Annotated in this window: 21 protein-coding genes; 4 read left to right on the top strand and 17 right to left on the bottom strand. The window is 40.5% G+C overall.

From position 1 onward, the window contains the following. Positions 1–4 precede the first annotated feature (4 nt). From IRB79_RS11350 to IRB79_RS11335, 4 genes are all read right to left on the bottom strand, one after another. Complete coding sequence (locus IRB79_RS11350) at positions 5–355, bottom strand: hypothetical protein (RefSeq protein WP_243508511.1); 351 nt, start codon at positions 353–355, stop codon at positions 5–7. Beyond that, positions 355–570: a BhlA/UviB family holin-like peptide gene (locus IRB79_RS11345; RefSeq protein WP_243508510.1), complete on the bottom strand. Its 216-nt coding sequence runs from the start codon at positions 568–570 to the stop codon at positions 355–357. The genes IRB79_RS11350 and IRB79_RS11345 overlap by 1 nt, the downstream gene beginning before the upstream one ends. A 1,563-nt stretch (positions 571–2,133) precedes the next feature. Beyond that, complete coding sequence (locus IRB79_RS11340; protein ID WP_243508509.1) at positions 2,134–2,247, bottom strand: anti-repressor SinI family protein; 114 nt, start codon at positions 2,245–2,247, stop codon at positions 2,134–2,136. Next, positions 2,247–3,221: a tyrosine-type recombinase/integrase gene (locus IRB79_RS11335; RefSeq protein ID WP_243508508.1), complete on the bottom strand. Its 975-nt coding sequence runs from the start codon at positions 3,219–3,221 to the stop codon at positions 2,247–2,249. Before IRB79_RS11335 ends, IRB79_RS11340 begins: the two co-directional genes overlap by 1 nt. Before the next feature lie 332 nt (positions 3,222–3,553). Here IRB79_RS11335 and IRB79_RS11330 point away from each other — a divergent pair, with 332 nt between their 5' ends. Further along, entirely contained in the window at positions 3,554–3,979 is a 426-nt protein-coding gene (locus tag IRB79_RS11330; RefSeq protein ID WP_243508507.1) for a DUF2621 domain-containing protein, read from the top strand. Positions 3,980–4,056: 77 nt separating this feature from the next. Beyond that, positions 4,057–4,584 (top strand): DinB family protein, encoded by a 528-nt coding sequence (locus IRB79_RS11325; protein ID WP_243508506.1) that lies wholly within the window; start codon positions 4,057–4,059, stop codon positions 4,582–4,584. Between the two features lie 48 nt (positions 4,585–4,632). Here IRB79_RS11325 and IRB79_RS11320 read toward each other — a convergent pair whose 3' ends face one another. The 3 genes from IRB79_RS11320 to IRB79_RS11310 form a co-directional block, all read right to left on the bottom strand. Beyond that, complete coding sequence (locus IRB79_RS11320; protein ID WP_243508505.1) at positions 4,633–5,121, bottom strand: CcdC family protein; 489 nt, start codon at positions 5,119–5,121, stop codon at positions 4,633–4,635. Between the two features lie 152 nt (positions 5,122–5,273). After that, positions 5,274–5,633, bottom strand: coding sequence for a response regulator (locus IRB79_RS11315; RefSeq protein ID WP_275723591.1), 360 nt, complete (start codon positions 5,631–5,633; stop codon positions 5,274–5,276). A 279-nt stretch (positions 5,634–5,912) separates the two neighbouring features. Continuing rightward, positions 5,913–6,620, bottom strand: a complete 708-nt coding sequence (locus IRB79_RS11310; RefSeq protein ID WP_071156551.1) for a cytochrome c biogenesis CcdA family protein — start codon at positions 6,618–6,620, stop codon at positions 5,913–5,915. A gap of 346 nt (positions 6,621–6,966) precedes the next feature. On the opposite strand from IRB79_RS11310, the gene IRB79_RS11305 reads away from it, so the two are divergent. Beyond that, positions 6,967–7,137, top strand: a complete 171-nt coding sequence (locus tag IRB79_RS11305; RefSeq protein WP_243508504.1) for an aspartyl-phosphate phosphatase Spo0E family protein — start codon at positions 6,967–6,969, stop codon at positions 7,135–7,137. Between the two features lie 68 nt (positions 7,138–7,205). On the opposite strand, the gene IRB79_RS11300 is transcribed toward IRB79_RS11305, so the two are convergent. Continuing rightward, positions 7,206–7,613, bottom strand: a complete 408-nt coding sequence (locus tag IRB79_RS11300) for an Lrp/AsnC family transcriptional regulator (protein ID WP_243508503.1) — start codon at positions 7,611–7,613, stop codon at positions 7,206–7,208. A 118-nt stretch (positions 7,614–7,731) separates the two neighbouring features. Here IRB79_RS11300 and IRB79_RS11295 point away from each other — a divergent pair, with 118 nt between their 5' ends. Beyond that, the gene (locus tag IRB79_RS11295) at positions 7,732–8,493 is read left to right on the top strand and encodes an MBL fold metallo-hydrolase (RefSeq protein WP_243508502.1); all 762 of its coding nucleotides are present in this window, start codon (positions 7,732–7,734) and stop codon (positions 8,491–8,493) included. A gap of 39 nt (positions 8,494–8,532) precedes the next feature. Here the strand turns inward: IRB79_RS11295 and IRB79_RS11290 are convergent, their stop codons facing one another. The 9 genes from IRB79_RS11290 to yneA form a co-directional block, all read right to left on the bottom strand. Then, complete coding sequence (locus IRB79_RS11290) at positions 8,533–10,326, bottom strand: ABC transporter ATP-binding protein (RefSeq protein ID WP_243508501.1); 1,794 nt, start codon at positions 10,324–10,326, stop codon at positions 8,533–8,535. A 4-nt stretch (positions 10,327–10,330) separates the two neighbouring features. After that, positions 10,331–12,079, bottom strand: coding sequence for an ABC transporter transmembrane domain-containing protein (locus IRB79_RS11285; protein ID WP_243508500.1), 1,749 nt, complete (start codon positions 12,077–12,079; stop codon positions 10,331–10,333). Between the two features lie 105 nt (positions 12,080–12,184). Then, positions 12,185–12,625, bottom strand: coding sequence for a DUF6376 family protein (locus IRB79_RS11280; protein WP_243508499.1), 441 nt, complete (start codon positions 12,623–12,625; stop codon positions 12,185–12,187). A gap of 134 nt (positions 12,626–12,759) precedes the next feature. Then, positions 12,760–12,975, bottom strand: coding sequence for a YneF family protein (locus IRB79_RS11275; RefSeq protein ID WP_009330559.1), 216 nt, complete (start codon positions 12,973–12,975; stop codon positions 12,760–12,762). A gap of 86 nt (positions 12,976–13,061) precedes the next feature. Continuing rightward, the gene (sirA, locus tag IRB79_RS11270; RefSeq protein ID WP_243508498.1) at positions 13,062–13,499 is read right to left on the bottom strand and encodes a sporulation inhibitor of replication protein SirA; all 438 of its coding nucleotides are present in this window, start codon (positions 13,497–13,499) and stop codon (positions 13,062–13,064) included. 276 nt (positions 13,500–13,775) lie between these two features. Continuing rightward, complete coding sequence (gene tkt, locus IRB79_RS11265; RefSeq protein WP_243508497.1) at positions 13,776–15,782, bottom strand: transketolase; 2,007 nt, start codon at positions 15,780–15,782, stop codon at positions 13,776–13,778. A 236-nt stretch (positions 15,783–16,018) separates the two neighbouring features. Then, positions 16,019–16,252, bottom strand: coding sequence for a DUF896 domain-containing protein (locus tag IRB79_RS11260; protein WP_009330562.1), 234 nt, complete (start codon positions 16,250–16,252; stop codon positions 16,019–16,021). Positions 16,253–16,396: 144 nt separating this feature from the next. Continuing rightward, positions 16,397–17,044 carry a YneB family resolvase-like protein gene (locus tag IRB79_RS11255; protein WP_243508496.1) on the bottom strand — a complete coding sequence of 216 codons (648 nt, stop codon included), beginning with the start codon at positions 17,042–17,044 and terminating at the stop codon, positions 16,397–16,399. Between the two features lie 9 nt (positions 17,045–17,053). After that, on the bottom strand, positions 17,054–17,386 hold the full coding sequence (yneA, locus tag IRB79_RS11250; RefSeq protein ID WP_243508495.1) for a cell division suppressor protein YneA: 333 nt from the start codon (positions 17,384–17,386) through the stop codon (positions 17,054–17,056). Positions 17,387–17,475: the final 89 nt, after the last annotated feature.

Genomic DNA, 17,475 nt, shown 5'->3' with positions numbered 1-17,475 from the left:
TCACCTAAACTTTCGGTACTACAATATTATGTATAACTGTTAATTCATCTTGATCTGTCTCAATTGTAAAAGGTGTAAATGATTCTGTGCTAAAGGATGAGCCACCAGTAGCCACATTATAAATAACTGACTTTGCAAATATCTTAGGTGCTGTAATATCAGCGTCAGAACCTTTAATAATCACCTGTAATTTTAAAACTGATTCCCCTCCAAGATGTGTCCATGTTACCCGACTATCTGAAGGAGACAACCTAATAATTTTATTTCCTGATTCATCTTGTAACTCAATGTACTTCCAATTGGATTGAATATAATCCCTTAAATTTTGATATGCTGCAGAAGTAATTTCAGCCATTATTTAACCTCCTTCAAATTCTGAATCTGTGTTTCTAGTCGTTCTAATGAACTGACAATTTTCTCTTGTGCTTCATTTTGCTTTTCGATTTGTGCAGTTAATTTATTTTCCCTGTCAATTGCTTCTTTCCTGGTGGAGTAAAGCAACCAGACAAAGAGGATAGCAAAAACACCATTTGAAGCAAATTGTTCTAAAGGAATTGCTGTTAAATCCATTGATACTACCTCCTTTCTGCAAGTGTTACAAATAACCAACCTAATAAAATTCCTGAAAATACAATAATCATAATTGTCAACTCCTTTGATTAAGTTTAAGAATAAATATGAGAAAAAAATAAGAGAGTAGCCCAATAAGGACTACTCTTCAGAAAATGGAAGTCAACCAGTGACAGTTGACTAAGGAGGTATTAATTATTATGAACTTGATAGAAGGGAATACCCTTCATTCACTGCCTATACTTGATAGGCAATCAATGAAAATTACTCCTTTCCAAATGGCAAGATAAAATCAGTATTTGATTAACTAATGTCTCCTTTGTAGAGTATTAAGGAAAAACAGCCCTCCTCCCTACGGAGAGTAAGCGTCAAGCCACTTTTAGCAAAAATGGATTTTTTACAATGTGAATACTTTATCCTTATAAACCCTTTATTTACAGTGGTTTTCTAAACTTGGACAGAGATTTTCTAAACTTCTACTATTTTTCTTCCTTTAACGGTTATTCATGAAATCCAGAATTATCAATGGTTCAACCACTACTCGAACTTTTAAGTGTTGATGTACCAGTATCTCATCAAGTTTAAAAAACGGTAGCATGTTCCTTAAGAGATGATTTTCTCAAAATGCACTCTAACCATTGTGGCTGTAAGGCGGAACACGATTCAGGTCACGCTGAGTAATGTTTGCTCCTTAGTAGTAGCATCCACTGAAAAATCACTTCCTTCTTACAGCGACAAGGAATTCAGCCACTTCAATTTTTAAAAGTTAGTGTAAAGTGTAATTACAACACAGTCATATCAAGGATTCTATATCAAACATTTTTTCTACCATGTGTTTATGCTCCTTTAACGACTATCCATTTTTTAAAATTTCCGTATACCCCTAAAGTTAGTCATATCAACGGTTCTAACCATTTTATTTTCAATATACCGTTTTGAAATTTAGGTATGATCCTTATGTATCAAGGGTTGAGAGCATTTCATTTTGTACACGCACCTGACATGCCTCATAAGGTATAATATCCTAAAATCCAAAAACCCTCCTTTAGAGAAGATTCTGTAAAAAATACATCCCCCACCTATCACAAACCATTGTTGTTATTGAGTTTTCAGGACTATTCATGAGGATACACACTTTCCAAATTTGACAACAATGTTGATGTATCAGTAGTTAGAGAGATTTCTAAATGGTTACATTTTCAATATACCCCTAATAGGTATAACTAATACATCTCTTACAGTGCTCCCTTAAACACTCTCCAATTTTTAAGCAAAACATTGATTTATCAAGGTTTCTTAGATTTAGCAACAAAATCAAGGTGTCTAAAAAGCCAGTGTTTTCAAGGGCTGCAAGGTTTTTTCAATTGTCCACGCTTTTTCTTAACATTTTTCTTCCTTTGTAGACCATTAAGGAATATCGGCTGAATCCCTTGCTATTACTACATTCTTAGAAAGTTTGTGAATCCTTACGTAGGAACGTTGTTGATATGACGGCATTTGTAGCACTTTAAAATGTACACTTTCACAATCTCAAAATAAAAAACAGGAGGTAAATCCTCCTGCTCAATTATCATTTGATAGTAATATTAAAGCCTCTTTTACTTCTTCAATTGACAAACCTAATTCTTTGGCTTGTTGAATAAGTTGTAACCATTCCTGATCTAATTGGTTAGTCATTACTTAAACACCGCCTTTAACGGTGAAAAGTAATTATGTTGAGATTTAATATCTTGATTAGTCATTTGAATATATTTCCGAACCATAGACATATCAGCATGGCCCAGAATTTTCTGAAGAGAAAACGGATCACCACCGTTAAGAATATATAGTAAAGCCCCTGTATGTCTCCATGTGTGAGGTGATACACGCTTAGAGATTCCTGCAGACCTAGCATAAGTCATTAAAGCCCTTCTAACTGTATTAGCAGCAAGTTCATCCCCATTAAAGGAGAGAAACAATAATTCATTATTATATCCTTCAGTTTCAGATATATATTCTCTTAATAAGTTTACTGTCTTAGATGAAATAGGCACAGTCCTTGCCCTTTTAGTTTTAGTTTCATGGGCTTCCAATTTAATTGTTCCTTGCTTAAGGTCTACATTTTCACGTTTTATAGCCAATAATTCAGATATTCTAACCATTGTGTCTAGGAGTGTAAAAATAACACATTTATCCCTAAAGCCTGCATAATATCGGTCATCTATTTGACCTAGTATTAATTTGATTTCAGCAGGTGTTAAAGATTCTAATGTATCCTCTGGAGTTTTTAAAATCTTAATATCTTCATGAATTGGAGAGTTTAAAAAACCTGCTTTATGTGAGTATCTTAGAAATGCTTTCAGTGGTCGAATTCTAATGTTTACAGTCACAGGAGATAAGTCTCTTTCTTCAAGCATGTAGGCGATATAATCCCTGAATACTTCAACTGTTATTTCTTCATTTTTCAAATCACGTTGGATAAATTCACAGAAGTAAGTGAAGTGGAGATAATGGTCATCAATTGTTCTTTTTGCAAGCCCTTCTGTTTTCTTGATGTCCATGAAGCGTTCAAACATTTCCGTTAGAGTTAAATCTACTGGGGAAACAGGTTTCCTAGTGGTGTATTGCTCACCCTTAGTTTTTACTTTCTTTCTAGTGAAATAAGAAGACATAATAAAACCTCCTACTATTTTGGTATAGTGGAGGTAGACGAGGAATTCACACGGTCACACATAGTCGGTCTAGTGTGTAACCTGTAAATTTTATATATTTGACCGTTGGGAACTTCATATGTAAAACCTTTAAAAACCTTGATATATCAACATTTAGCAACTTTTAGGTTTTGAAGACCGTGGAGGGCACCAGCACCCCAATCAGCCCCGTAAAGACTCTTCCTATTATAAGGGCAAATGGTTCTGTTTTCAAGACTAACGCTTCCTTTCTTGTCGTATCGCGGGACAAGGCTTATAATAAGGACAGGAAAATATGTGTGTAGGTGAAGGAAATGCTACAAGGCTGGTTTATGTATTTTATATTGTTTTGGGTTGTTGTTTTGATTTCTTTCTTCGCGATCGGCGGCTTTTTTATGTTCCGCAAATTCTTAAAGCGCATGCCGAAAGAAGATGGCAAATCGGATTTGGATTGGGAAGAGCATTATGTCAATGAGACGCGCCATCTTTGGCAGCAGAAGGAAAAGGATCTGCTGGAGGATCTTGTAAGTCCAGTGCCTGAACTGTTCAGGGATGTAGCAAGAATGAAAATAGCCGGAAAAATCGGCGAACTTGCCCTAAAGGAAAAGGCAGCACAAATTAATCAGGACCTCCTGATTCGAGGCTATATTCTAGCCACTCCAAAAAGGGATCACAAATTCCTGCGAAAGAAATTGACTGAAAAACAGATAAACATGACTCCATACGAACATTTATTCTAAACCATTTCGGATCTGCGGAATGGTTTTTTATTATTCCGGGCTTTAAGAAGGATACTCTCCAACTTTATTGAATAGAAATGAAGAGTACTCTACCCAAAAAGGAGAAATCCAATGACCACAAAAGAAGTCTTATTAAAACAACTATCCGCCTGCTCGACCAGCCCAATTGGTTTGTCCCGTTATCAGCTGCCATCGAAGGACTATCAGCAAAAGAAGCATCATTCAAGTCTGGAACAGCCAATTCGGTCTGGCAGATCGTCACCCACCTTACCTTCTGGAATGACCGCTATCTATCAAGATTCAAAGAATTGCCGCTCGCCCAAACCCATATCGCCAATGACGAAACATTCAGCATCAATGAATCCGTTACGGAAGAGGATTGGCAATCTGCCATAAAAGCTCTTCAAAACGTATTGTTTGAATGGATCAAAACCCTGAAAGAATGCAATGAAGAAAAATTGCTTTCGTCCGCCTATAAGGAACCCATTGAATCCTGGTCGTCTGTCATTTCCAATCTAACCATCCACAACGCCTATCATATCGGCCAAATCGTAGAAATCAGGAAGATGTATGGACTTTGGGACCCCAAAAATGGTGTCCATTAATCCGAACACAAAAATCCGCCGAGCCCATGCCCGGCGGCTTTCATTCTATCAAGTTGTTTTCGGATTCCCCGACCCATGCAGCTCCTGATGAATCTTCCGGTAATTCATATACATCGCTATCCTCCACGGAACAATCATCGAAAATGCGAGAATCCAGAACATGCCGCTCAGCTGACCATAGTCAATCGTTGAGCTAAGGACCATTTTTCCAATAATCCGGATTACAAGCAATCCTATCAATATAAAAGCGAATGCTTTGGAACGCTTCAGATAAATATCGCTGTCCCTGATTTCAAAGGAGGATGTTTTAATTAAAAGGATGGAAAACAGCATTCCAACTGTGGCTGCTTCCAGGATCTCCATTGGGGTAACGCGAAAATAAGGAACGACAAACATAAGAGCACCTGTGCTCATAAAAATCGGCGGCAAGATGATTTTCTTGGCGGAAGCCGGCTTCTTTGCGGCCTTCATGCGGATGAACATCACGAAGATCGCCATAAAAACGGCACCGATTGATGAAATTAATACAAAGTCCATTCGATTTCATCCTCTATTTCATTTGATTACTAACCATATTATATCTTAATAGGCTTGATTTAGGTACTCAGAAGGATAAAAGTTCAATAAAAAAAGCCACTCCAGCTGATACCCGGACACATCCGTATGTCCAGGGTACCCTGAGTCAGCTCTTAGCTTAATACCCGATTCACAGCTTCTAATACACGGCCTTCATCAAATGGTTTTATGATAAAATCTTTCGCGCCAGCTTCAATGGATTCAACCACTACCTTCTGCTGGCCCATGGCTGAACACATAATTACTTTTGCATTAGGGTTGTCCCTCTTAATTTCCCTGACTGCTTCAAGTCCGCTCATTTCAGGCATGGTGATATCCATCATTACCAGATCAGGTTTTAGAGTTTCGAATAGGTGCACGGCTTCTATTCCGTTTTCCCCTTCTCCCACAATTTCATGGTCTGCTTTTTTCAAAATGCTGCCAAGGGTAACCCTCATAAACTTCGCATCATCTACTATTAAAATTCTCGCCACCGCTGTTTCCCCCTTGTAGTGCATTGGAAGCTATATCTCTATTATACTACATTCATAGTAAAAAATACCCATAAAAACAATTATTAAACATCTAATAGAAAAAAATCATTCCTTTAGAGAGATACACTTTTCCACGCCCAAGGAACACATATTTCAATATATCGAAGTATCAGATAAATTTCAATTGAAAGAATATGACAAATTTCGACCAGCTGACATAGCCCTTTTTACTTATAGCAAAAAAAGGAGCACATTCCCAATTTGAATGTGCCCCTGCTTTTAGAAACCAGTAAATCCGCCAAATAACGGTGAAAGAATGGCAATGATTTTTGTCATCCAGTCAAAGAATAAGACAACACCCATGATCATCATCAATACGCCGCCGATTTTCATAATCTTTGCGCTGTTTCGTCTGATCCATTGCAGCTTGCCGACAAAGAACGAAAGCACGAAGAATGGGATTCCGAAACCAAGGATATAGGCAATCATATAAACCATTGCTGAGCTTGGATTAGATGCTGCGAGTGAAATCACGGCTCCCAGAATCGGTCCTGTACACGGGGTCCAGCCGGCAGCAAATGCCATCCCGATTAATACCGAACCAAGCAATCCGGCAGGGCGGTTTTTAAACTCGAACCGTCTTTCTTTCATTAAGAATTCCGGCTTGATGACTCCCACTACCAACAGACCAAAGAAGAAGATAAATATTGCTCCTAGCTGGCGGATGAGGTCTTGATATTCAGTAAAGAAACGGCCAATAAAAGTAGTCCCAAACCCAATTGCAATAAAAATAGCCGAAAATCCAAGCAGGAAGAATAGCGTGTGCAGCATGCTCCGTCTTTGCAGCATTGCATTCTCTTCTTTAATCTCCCCTACAGACATTCCTGTAATATACGATAAGAATGCTGGATATAACGGCAGGCAGCAAGGAGAAATGAAGCTTAAGAACCCTGCCCCTAATGCAATAAATACATTCAAATCTGTCATAGTCACAACTCCTGATACTCATTCATTCCCATTTCATTCTAACAAATCCCATATAGAAAAGATAATGGATAGAATGTGAACATTTTGTGTCCCAAAATTTTCACACATTTCTGAGTAAACCAACTGCTATTATAATAATTCATATTATATTTCAACCTAAAACATGTATTTTTAATGTAAATGTTACTAAAGTTTAAAACAAGTTTCTTTTGAATTAATTACCATAATTCGATATACTAGTATAGGACTTAACAAATTCTGTTATTATCTTTCAGCTTTTGACATGGAATCGAATTGGCAGAGTAAAGCCTACATATAAGAAATAATCAGAGAGGAACTATTGGCCATGTGTAAACAGGAACTGCTTACATTGATTGAACAAAAAAGAACAGAGTTAATTCAAGTGGCCATGAAAAGCGGCTTAAGCTCTGCCGCAGCAATCCGGTACAGCCAGGAACTGGATGCCCTATTAAATGAATATAACCGAATCTTTATAAAAAAAGTGCAGACACATTAAGAAACAGCCATGCAACCAATGCAGGCTGTTTTTTACATTCATTTCTCTTCATGAATCCTTCTTAACATCTATTTATTAATAACAATCGATAATTTATAATTTGCATGCTTATTCAAGTGTGTTAAAAATTGATCTAACCGTTCATTAGACGGGAATTTGCATTCCAGTAGATAACAGCCATCTCCGCTGATTTTAAAATTATGTATGATTTCCTCCTGTGCTTTGACAAAAGTCAGATACGGCTGATGATTCATACTTTGAGTTATAATCGTAATGAAAGCATGGATGTGAAATCCTAATTTTTCCTGGTTCACTTTGATTGTGTACCCCTCAATAACGCCCTGATCTTCTAATTTCGTCACTCTTGATGCGGCTGCCTGGCCAGTTAAATGGACTTTCTTCCCCAGCTCCTTCATGGTGATCCGGCTGTTTTTGGAGAGTTCCTCCAAAATACGCTGATCCGTATGATCCAGCATTTTTTCAACTCCTTTCACTTTTCAAGTTAAACATCAAAAAGACTTGATTTAATCTATGTAAGTGCCAATGGGTCCTAGTATAAACTATACGTAAATCAAAGAAAAGGAGTACATTTATATGAATATACAGCAAATCCGCAACGCTACACTAGTTGTCCAATATGCAGGGAAAAAGTTTTTAATTGACCCTTTCTTAGCAGAAAAAGGGACTTACCCGCCATTTCCAAATTCGTTAAGACAAGATCAAAACAATCCTTTAACAGAGCTTCCAGTCTCCATTGATGAAATTATTCATAATGTGGATGCAGTAATTGTTACCCACCTGCATTTAGATCATTTTGATGATGCTGCCAAAGAAGCATTAGCAAAGGATATTAAAATGTATGTGCAAAATGAAGAAGATGCTGCACTAGTGAAAGTTGCAGGTTTTACTAATGTAGAAGTTCTCCAGGAAGATACTGCTTTTGAAGATATCCAATTAATAAAAACAAAAGGCGAACATGGCAGAGGCGAAATTTTAAAACTAGCCGGTCTGGTTTGCGGAGTGATCTTCAAGCACCACAGCGAAAAAACACTTTATGTAGCAGGAGATACAGTTTGGTATGATGCTGTTCAGGAAGCCATTGAAACACACAGCCCCGAAATCATCGTAGTAAACGGCGGAGATAACCAGTTCCTTGAAGGCGGCTCGCTTGTTATGGGGAAAGAGGATATCTACGAAGTTTCCAAGGCTGCCCCGAATACTAAGATTATTTCCGTCCATATGGAGGCCGTCAACCATTGGACACTCTCAAGAGAGGAATTAAAAAGCTACAGTAAAGACAAAGGAATCTCCCATCAAGTATTAGTGCCTGAAGATGGAGAATCCTACACCTTTTAAGAAACGAAAAGACGTGTGAGCAATCACACGTCTTTTCTATTAACCAACTGCATCCTCCACTTTTTCAGCGGACCCATTCTGCAGCAGATACATCTTATGATACAAGCCGCGCTTGGCAAGCAATTCCTGATGGGTTCCTCTTTCGACTATTTCCCCCTGGTGAAGAACCAAAATCAATTCTGCATCCTGTATCGTAGACAATCGGTGAGCAATCGCAATCGTCGTGCGGCCCTTCCGCATTTTTTCCAGTGCGGTTTGTATCGCTTCCTCTGTTTCTGTATCAATATTGGCTGTTGCTTCATCAAGGACAAGAATTTTCGGATTGGCAGCAATCGTTCTTGCAAAGGCAATAAGCTGTCTTTGCCCGCTCGAAAAAGTCGATCCGCGCTCAACCACCGGATGATCATATCCGTCTTCCAGCTTATCTATGAATGTATGGGCCTGAACAAACTGAGCAGCAGCTTTAATCTCTTCATCTGTCATTTTCTCATTATGAAGTCTGATGTTATTCTTAATCGTCCCGTAAAATAGGAATGGATCCTGAAGGACGAGCCCCATTTTCGTGCGCAATTCTTCAGCTGGATAAGACTTAATGCTTTTTCCGTCAATGAAAATATCGCCGCGATCATATTCATAGAATCGCATCATTAAATTAATGATTGAGCTCTTGCCGCTGCCGGTATGGCCCACCAGGGCAACGGTTTCACCCGGCTTGGCTGTAAAAGAAATATTTTTCAATACATCCCGTTTGCCGTCATAGGAGAAGCTGAGGTTCCTGAACTCAATCTCTCCCTCCTTAATTCCAGCAGAATGGTTATCCTCCTGTGCCGGAGCAAGTTCCTTTTCGTCCAGCAGCGCAAACGCTCTTGAAGCCGCAATGATGGCCTGCTGATACATGGAAAGCCTCATCATGATCTGATTAACAGGCTCAAAGAAGCGGTCCAGATAGCTGACAAATGCATACAGCACACCGATTTCGATCGGACTGCTAAAAGAAGAAATCCCAAAGAAGCTCAATACAATAATAAGTGCCAGAACATAAACCAGGTCAATGGCCGGCCTTAACAGGAGCCCATCCATTTTGATATTGCGCATACCTGCTTGGTAATGCTGCTCATTGATATCGCCAAATTCCTTCCTCAGCCTTTTTTCCTGCCTGAATACCTGGATAATGGACATCCCCTGCAATGATTCACTCAGCTTTGCATTCAGCTGGCTCAGCCTTTCCCTTAAGTTCTTATAAAATACCGAACTGTATTTACGGTAAGTGCGAATGATCATAAAAAGAATCGGGAGAATCACCAGGCAGAATAGGGCCAGCTTCACATTCAGGATAAACATCGCCACAAAGATCCCTGTCAGCAGGAAGGCCCCCTGAATGAAGGTAACCAGGACACTGACAAACATATCTTTAATAGCCTCTGTATCGTTGGTAACCCGTGATACAATACTTCCTGCTGGCGTTTTATCAAAGTACTTTAAACCCAGTGACTGTACCTTTGAAAATACATCTACTCGCAGCTGCTGAATGATTTTCAGCGCGATTTCTTGAAATTTCAGCAGCTGAAAATAGGATACCAGTACATTCATGATCTGAATGCCAAGGTATGCAGTACCAAGGGCAAATAACGGCTCGAAAGCGAGGTCCCTTGGTGTTAAATAATCATCAATAAAGATTTTGACAAAAATCGGCCCCAGTATGTCTCCAATCGTCGTTAACAGAAGCAAACTGAAGGCAAGTATAATTGTTTTCTTATGCGGTTTTGTATAGGAAAGAAGTCGGAAAAGGACCTTCCGCTGCTCTTTCCCCTTCAAAATCGGTGTCTTTTCCATCGTCTTATCCCCCATGCTCCACAAGCTCTTCCAGCTGCTGGCGCAGATACATATTCTTATACCAGCCTTCTTCAGCCATCAGTTCATCATGTGATCCCTGCTGAACAATTTTCCCTTCATCCAGCACCAATATGAGATTCGCATGCTGAATGGCGCTCAGCCTGTGAGCGGTTATGATCGTTGTCTTGCCTGCCCGCTCACCACGCAATGAAGTGAGGATCGCTTCCTCAGTTTTCGCATCAACGGCAGAAAGGGAGTCATCCAAAATCAATACTTCAGGATTCATTACAAGAGCCCTTGCAATGGAAATACGCTGCTTCTGCCCTCCAGAAAGCGAGACCCCTCTTTCACCCACAACGGTTTTATAGCCATCTGTGAATTCGAGAATATCTTCATGGATATTGGCCAGTTTCGCTGCCGAATAAATATCTTCAAGGTCTGCATCCGGCCTCGTGAAACCGATATTTTCCGCAACGGTGGCCGAGAACAGGAAGTGCTCCTGCGGGACATAGCCAATCGCTTCCCTCAGTTTTTCAATTTTATAGCGATTTATTGGATGTCCGGCAAAAAGAATTTCCCCTTTATAGCCTTCAAACTCACGGATCAATAGCTTCAGCAGTGTGGTTTTGCCAGCACCCGTTTTACCTGCTATGCCGAGAGTCTCTCCTCTTTCCAGTCTAAAATGAATATCCTTAAGCAGCGCTTCCTGTTCACCCGGATAGGCGAACTTCTCAATCTTGTACTCAATATCACCGCTCGGAACTTCAATGATGCCAGTCTCATCATCCTTAATATCGATTTCTTCTGCAAGAAGCGCAGAGACTCGATCATAGGAGGCGCGGCCTCTCTCGACAATATTGAACAGCCAGCCAAATGCGAGCATCGGCCAAATCAGGAGACCAAGATAGGTAGTAAATGAAACCAGCTGCCCGATTGTCAGCTCTCCTGCAATAACATATCTTGATCCAAATGCAATAGATAGGAAGAAAGAGATCCCCACAATAATGCTGATCGTCGGATCAAACAAAGAATCAACCCGTGCAACAGAAATGTTCTTTTGCACTACATCTTCAGACTGCCTGCGGAAATCTTCAATATCTTCTTTTTCCTGGCCGAATGTTTTAATCACTTTAATTCCTGAAACACTTTCCTGAGTTTTGTCATTCAGTGAAGAAAAAGCCTCCTGTGCTTTGTGGAACCGTTTATGAAGAAGTGTTCCATACCAGCTTGTCAAAAGTGCCATGAACGGCATTGGAATCAGACTGATTAGTGTAAGCTTCCAGCTGATTGTTGTCGCCATGGCGATGATAACGAAACCGCCTGTCGCCAGTGAATCGACAAATGTGAGGACCCCGGCGCCTGCTGTCTGCTGAATCGCCTGCAGATCATTTGTCGCATGGGCCATTAAATCCCCCACCCGCTTTTTCTGGTAGAAGGACTGTGACATATTCGTAAAATGACGATAAAGCCTGTTGCGCAGGAGTTTGGACAGCTTAACGGCCGAACCGAAAATCATAATCCGCCAATAATAGCGGAGCACATACATCATGAGGGCAACAACAGCAAGAAGTCCAATCCACATTAATAATGCTTTTGCAGTCAGCTCGCCATTTTTAATCGAATCGACCATAATGCCGACAACACTAGGCGGGACCAGCTGAAGCAGTGCCACAAATAACAGCAGAATGATCCCGTTTACATAAGCCTTTTTCTCCTGTTTAAAAAACCACATTAAATCCAAAAAAACCTTCATACCCCATCCTCCGAAATCCGAAACATAATAGCTTAAATAGTTTAACAAATATTGAGAAAATAAGGAAGATTTTTTCTCGCAGAAAAAAGCACCCTGCCGGATGCTTTATTGCCCTAATGCTTCTATGCGGTTTATCAGGCTTGTTGTCTCATTAATGGTAGTGAACAGCTCTGAGTTCTCCAGCTGATCCAGTGCAAGGTTGCCGTTCTCCAATACTTTATTGATCTCAGCCAGAAGCGCTTCATTCTGGGTCACCAGCTCCTGGTGAACATCTTCTGCAAGTGTCGGGATATCCTGAAGGGCGATAAATTCTTCAACTTCCTGCTTAAGTGTCGTCAAACGGTCTTCAAGTTCCTGCTTTAATGCCGGATCCGCTGCCGCATCCTGAATCATTTGCGGCGCCTCTTCAGCAAAGTCGCTTAACGTATTGATATGCTCAGTCGCTTCATTAACATAGTCAATGGAATTATTCACTTCTCCCAGAACGGAACAGCCGCTTAATAACATGGAAACGGTAAGGAGCCCTATTAGAATTACTTTTTTCATTTGCTCGTTCCTTTCATGATTTGTCATAGTATATATTCGGTCTGTTTCAAAGAAGGTTTCATTTTCACCATAAAAAAACCACCTTCCTTGTATTGTAACAGAAAAGTGGTTTCCGATGGGATGCTTGTCCCTGATTACTTGCCAGTCTGCTTGTTCATGGCATTCATCATTTGGTTGATCTTCTTTTGAGATGGCTTCATGCCCATTTGCATCATCATCATTTTAAGCATTTGTTCATTAATTGGCGGATTTTTCTCCAGGTAGCTCATCATATATTTTCGAGCAATGAAAAATCCTAGTGCTACACCGGCAAGAAGCGCCAGTACACCAACTAGAATGTACATACCCATACTAACTTCCTCCTTCATGTTGTCTATCATACAGTGTACTAGACCAAAGGTTATTATACAATATTTGCTTCATTTTTTCTCTTATTTTAGACGAATTTTCTCTCTTTTATCGGTTTTAGCCACCCATACCGCTTATGCTGGAGGTCAACAGCCAGGAAGGAAGACTCGCTTTTTCGCAGCACTTCGAAAAATACCGTCTCTGCCTCATAGCTGCCGGCCGCTTCTAAAACCAGGCTTCGTTCAAACACTTCAAGCCTTGCCCTGCTTCTTTTACTCATCTCTATATAGTATGCACTTTTTTCTATAATAAAGTCCTTTTTTCGCTGCAGCTGCTGATGGATGTATTGATGCACTTTCAAACCCGGGATTGGCTTAGTCACAAAATCAATTTGCTTCGATAGAATAGACTTCATTTCACCTGACGAACGCTCATACTCTTCAAACAACTGAAAAAACATCCGCTCTCTGCCAAAATAATGGGACGCGAATTCATCTTCTATTAAATACAATTGATAAGCTCTCATCTGGCCCCTCCTTCCGGGACGATCCATTTCTTTCAATTATAAGCAACCAAACATAAGGAATGTGTCTGAAGATGTTAAAAACTTTCACTAATTTTGTCGAAAAAGAAGAATTCAGTTGATTATGAGGATTCTTGGTGGAAGAGCTGCTAAATTAGTCTGATCAAAATATATACTTCGTCAATTTCCCGGTTTTACTGAAATTTAATCCTATTCTTAAAAGAAAAACCCATCACACAAAAAAGGAAGAGCCTCTCAGCTCTCCCTCGTCAGTTAATATTATCCCTGCAGCAATGCTTTTACTCGTGCTACAACGTTTTCTACTGTGAAGCCGTATTCTTCCATAATCTTTTCACCAGGTGCAGATGCGCCGAAGGTATCGATTGCAAGAACATCGCCTTCGTCTCCTGCATAGCGGTGCCATCCAAGTGATGATCCCATTTCAATGGCAAGACGTTTCTTGACAGTCTTAGGAATTACGCTTTCTTTGTACTCTTTTGATTGAGCTTCGAAGCGGTCCCAGGCAGGCATGCTCACTACAGATGCATGGATGCCTTCGCCTTCAAGCGCTTTTTGTGCTTCAACAGCCAGGCTAACCTCAGATCCTGCAGCAAGCAATAATACATCCGCATTGCTGTTAGTAGCTGGTGCAACAACATAAGCACCTTTTTGTACGCCTTCGTATGCCGCTGAATCCGTTCCTTTTAATGTAGGAAGGTTTTGACGGGTCAATACTAATGCCGTTGGCTTGTTTGTTGATTCAATTGCTGTTTTCCATGCAGCTGCTGTTTCATTTCCGTCAGCAGGGCGGACAACAGATAGGTTTGGCATTGCACGCAATGCAGCAAGCTGTTCTACAGGCTCATGTGTAGGTCCGTCTTCACCGACAGCGATACTGTCATGTGTGAATACATACGTAACAGGCAGGTTCATAAGTGCAGCCAGACGGATTGCCGGGCGCAGGTAATCAGAGAACACGAAGAATGTTCCGCCGAATACTTTTAATCCGCCGTGAAGGGCCATACCATTAAGTGCAGCACCCATTGCAAATTCACGTACACCAAACCAGATGTTGCGGCCGTCAAATGACTCAGCTGTAAAGTCGCCTGTACCTTTAATCATTGTTTTGTTGGAGCCTGCAAGGTCTGCAGAACCGCCAAAGAAAGAAGGCAGGTTTTGTGCGATTGCATTTAGCACTTCTCCGGAAGAAGCACGGCTTGCAAGGCTCTTTCCTTCTTCATAAACAGGGATGTCTTTATCCCAGCCTTCTGAAAGCTCGCCGTTGATTGCCTGCTCCAGCTGTTTTCCTAACTCAGGATGCGCTTCTTTATACTGTGAAAAAAGGTCTTCCCATTCCTGCTGCTTCTTAGAGCCGCTTTCCACAACCTGCTGCTTGAAGTGATCATATACTTCCTGTGGAACATGGAAATCTTCTTCGAAAGTCCACTTATAGGCTTCTTTCGTTAATTTCAATTCATCAGCACCTAGTGGAGCGCCGTGAACATCAGATTTACCTGATTTGTTTGGAGAACCGTAGCCAATGACTGTTTTAACTTCAATCATTGTTGGTCGGTTTTCATCCTGCTTCGCTTCCTCAATTGCTTTTGCGATTTCGTGAAGATCATTACCGTCTTCTACGCGGATATACTGCCAGCCGTATGACTTGAAGCGCTGTTCAACACTTTCAGAGAAAGACTTATCAAGGTCACCATCAAGTGAGATATCATTTGAATCATATAGAACAACCAGTCTTCCAAGCTTTAAGTGGCCAGCAAGGGAAGCAGCTTCAGCCGAAACGCCTTCCATAAGGTCTCCGTCACCGCAGATGCTGTATGTATAGTGGTCAACAACATTGAAGTTGTCTTTGTTGTATGTTGCAGCCAGGTGGCGTTCAGCCATTGCCATACCAACAGCCATTGCAATACCTTGTCCTAACGGGCCTGTTGTTGCGTCAACACCAGGAGTATGGCCATATTCAGGGTGGCCAGGCGTCTTGCTTCCCCACTGTCTGAACTCTTTAATGTCATTCATGGAAACATCATAGCCGGAAAGATGAAGAAGGCTGTATAAAAGCATGGAGCCATGTCCAGCAGAAAGGACGAAACGGTCACGGTTGAACCATTCAGGATTTTTCGGGTTATGGTTCATGAAGCGTGTCCAAAGCGTATAAGCCATTGGCGCTGCACCCATCGGCATCCCCGGATGGCCGGAATTCGCCTTTTCAATGGCGTCGATTGATAAAGTACGAATGGAACTGATGGATAGTTCATCTGTGTGATTAAACATTCAATACATCCTTTCGAGTAGTAATTCTTTACTCTTTTTATATTATCGGGTGTCCCTTTTTTTCACAACCAATAGGGTCAGAAAAGGACAAAAAAAGCCGGTTTGTTACTATATTGACACAAAAAGACCCGGCATATGTAAAAAAGCGGAGAGATCCGGCAATAGATCCGTAAAGTCATCTCCGCTTTCTATTAAAAGAAGGAATACAGCATTGTGTATCCCTTGCATTTATAATATTAGTGAAGGCGGTTTTTATTTTGGAATTCTTTCAGTTTTTTCGGAGTTACGTCGTTTCCTTTCGGGTCAACGATTGTAACACCTTTAAGCGTGTTTAACATGCCAGAGCGGAAAGTCTCCAAATACTCTTTGCGGAGAGAAGTCTGCTCTTTCGCTTCTGCTTCTGTTAATCCGGATTCCTTTGCCTTCTTTGCCAGTTCATTAATTCGGGCAAGTTTTTGTTTTGGCAGCATATATTAAAGCTCCTTTATATCAAAAGTTTACCTCTGGATACTCTAAATAGAAATTCTTATTATACAATAGCTTCAGATATGAAACAATAATGAAACTCAACTGCCATCATACTAAAAAAGAGCACCTTTGACAAGAAAAGTGCTCTATTCAGCAAGTAAATCAATATGTTCTTTATACCTTCTATGGACAGTTGCTTTTGAGATATTATAGCCAAAACCCCTAAGCGTTGCAGCAATCTCTGCAAATGTTAATTCGTTTTTCCTTAGCCGGACAATTTCCTCTATCGGCACATCTATTCTTTCCCTGCCGCCATTTGCTCCCTGATTGCTTAAGTTCTTCTCGGGCCGGTATCCTTTATCAATAGCCCGATGCATGCCACGTCTGATTTTGATGTTATGAAGCTTTCTCTGATACTCCTCTACCATCCCAACAATGTTCAGCACCATCGAATCTGATTCCGAAAGCTCGAGCTGGCCGTTATTCGAAATGCTGTATAGCTGGACTTCTTCTTTTAAGACGCAATGGAGTATTGCAATCTTTGCATTGCCCCGCCCAAGCCTGGTTTCATCCTGAATGAGGACAACCTTGATATCCTTTTCTTTAATTAAGTCTAAAAGCTCCAGTATACCGTCTCTTTCAAGATCGTATCCGCTGGCCTGTTCGCGAATCACCTTGACCACTTCAAAATCATGCTTTTTCGCCAGATTCACCAGCTCTTCTTCCTGCCTTGAAAGGGACGTTTCCTGAGTATCCTTTGTTGTACTAACCCTGCAGTAAATAATTGCTTTCATAACTTCTCCTTATTCATAAAGGTCTGAACTGGCAAGCTCTTTATAAGGCTCGTCATCCAGTGCTTTTACTGGAATAACAATTTCATCACCCGGAAAAATCCTTCCAGAGGCGATCTCATTATTTTGTTCTACCCAATTAATAAATTGGTCTGTAGACAGCGAATGTTCAGCCGAAAAATTCTCAGCAATCTTCCATAAAGAGTCGCCTTCTGCAACAGTGATTTTCACAAACTTTTCCGTATCTGGAGTTTCTATTTGCACGAGCATAATAAACGATGCTGCCAGGCTTAAAACGAAGAGAATAATAGCATAAGAATATGATTTCCACAATTTTTTCAGCATGATATACCACCTCTAAAAAGAATGTATGTTCGCATTGGATGTTTTTATTATAGACCGAACATTTGTTTTGTGTCAATATAAATTCGAAC

The organism is Cytobacillus oceanisediminis (assembly GCF_022811925.1).
Lineage (GTDB): Bacteria > Bacillota > Bacilli > Bacillales > Cytobacillaceae > Cytobacillus > Cytobacillus oceanisediminis_D.
Note: the sequence above shows the minus strand (reverse complement) of the source record. Positions and strands in the feature narration are given on the sequence as shown.

Bases quoted from the DNA above. Each gene is read 5' to 3' on its own strand.
- IRB79_RS11350 (WP_243508511.1), bottom strand. From the start codon at position 355: ATGGCTGAAATTACTTCTGCAGCATATCAAAATTTAAGGGATTATATT.
- IRB79_RS11345 (WP_243508510.1), bottom strand. From the start codon at position 570: ATGGATTTAACAGCAATTCCTTTAGAACAATTTGCTTCAAATGGTGTT.
- IRB79_RS11340 (WP_243508509.1), bottom strand. From the start codon at position 2,247: ATGACTAACCAATTAGATCAGGAATGGTTACAACTTATTCAACAAGCC.
- IRB79_RS11335 (WP_243508508.1), bottom strand. From the start codon at position 3,221: ATGTCTTCTTATTTCACTAGAAAGAAAGTAAAAACTAAGGGTGAGCAA.
- IRB79_RS11330 (WP_243508507.1), top strand. From the start codon at position 3,554: ATGCTACAAGGCTGGTTTATGTATTTTATATTGTTTTGGGTTGTTGTT.
- IRB79_RS11325 (WP_243508506.1), top strand. From the start codon at position 4,057: ATGAAGAGTACTCTACCCAAAAAGGAGAAATCCAATGACCACAAAAGA.
- IRB79_RS11320 (WP_243508505.1), bottom strand. From the start codon at position 5,121: ATGGACTTTGTATTAATTTCATCAATCGGTGCCGTTTTTATGGCGATC.
- IRB79_RS11310 (WP_071156551.1), bottom strand. From the start codon at position 6,620: ATGACAGATTTGAATGTATTTATTGCATTAGGGGCAGGGTTCTTAAGC.
- IRB79_RS11305 (WP_243508504.1), top strand. From the start codon at position 6,967: ATGTGTAAACAGGAACTGCTTACATTGATTGAACAAAAAAGAACAGAG.
- IRB79_RS11300 (WP_243508503.1), bottom strand. From the start codon at position 7,613: ATGCTGGATCATACGGATCAGCGTATTTTGGAGGAACTCTCCAAAAAC.
- IRB79_RS11295 (WP_243508502.1), top strand. From the start codon at position 7,732: ATGAATATACAGCAAATCCGCAACGCTACACTAGTTGTCCAATATGCA.
- IRB79_RS11290 (WP_243508501.1), bottom strand. From the start codon at position 10,326: ATGGAAAAGACACCGATTTTGAAGGGGAAAGAGCAGCGGAAGGTCCTT.
- IRB79_RS11285 (WP_243508500.1), bottom strand. From the start codon at position 12,079: ATGAAGGTTTTTTTGGATTTAATGTGGTTTTTTAAACAGGAGAAAAAG.
- IRB79_RS11280 (WP_243508499.1), bottom strand. From the start codon at position 12,625: ATGAAAAAAGTAATTCTAATAGGGCTCCTTACCGTTTCCATGTTATTA.
- IRB79_RS11275 (WP_009330559.1), bottom strand. From the start codon at position 12,975: ATGGGTATGTACATTCTAGTTGGTGTACTGGCGCTTCTTGCCGGTGTA.
- sirA (WP_243508498.1), bottom strand. From the start codon at position 13,499: ATGAGAGCTTATCAATTGTATTTAATAGAAGATGAATTCGCGTCCCAT.
- tkt (WP_243508497.1), bottom strand. From the start codon at position 15,782: ATGTTTAATCACACAGATGAACTATCCATCAGTTCCATTCGTACTTTA.
- IRB79_RS11260 (WP_009330562.1), bottom strand. From the start codon at position 16,252: ATGCTGCCAAAACAAAAACTTGCCCGAATTAATGAACTGGCAAAGAAG.
- IRB79_RS11255 (WP_243508496.1), bottom strand. From the start codon at position 17,044: ATGAAAGCAATTATTTACTGCAGGGTTAGTACAACAAAGGATACTCAG.
- yneA (WP_243508495.1), bottom strand. From the start codon at position 17,386: ATGCTGAAAAAATTGTGGAAATCATATTCTTATGCTATTATTCTCTTC.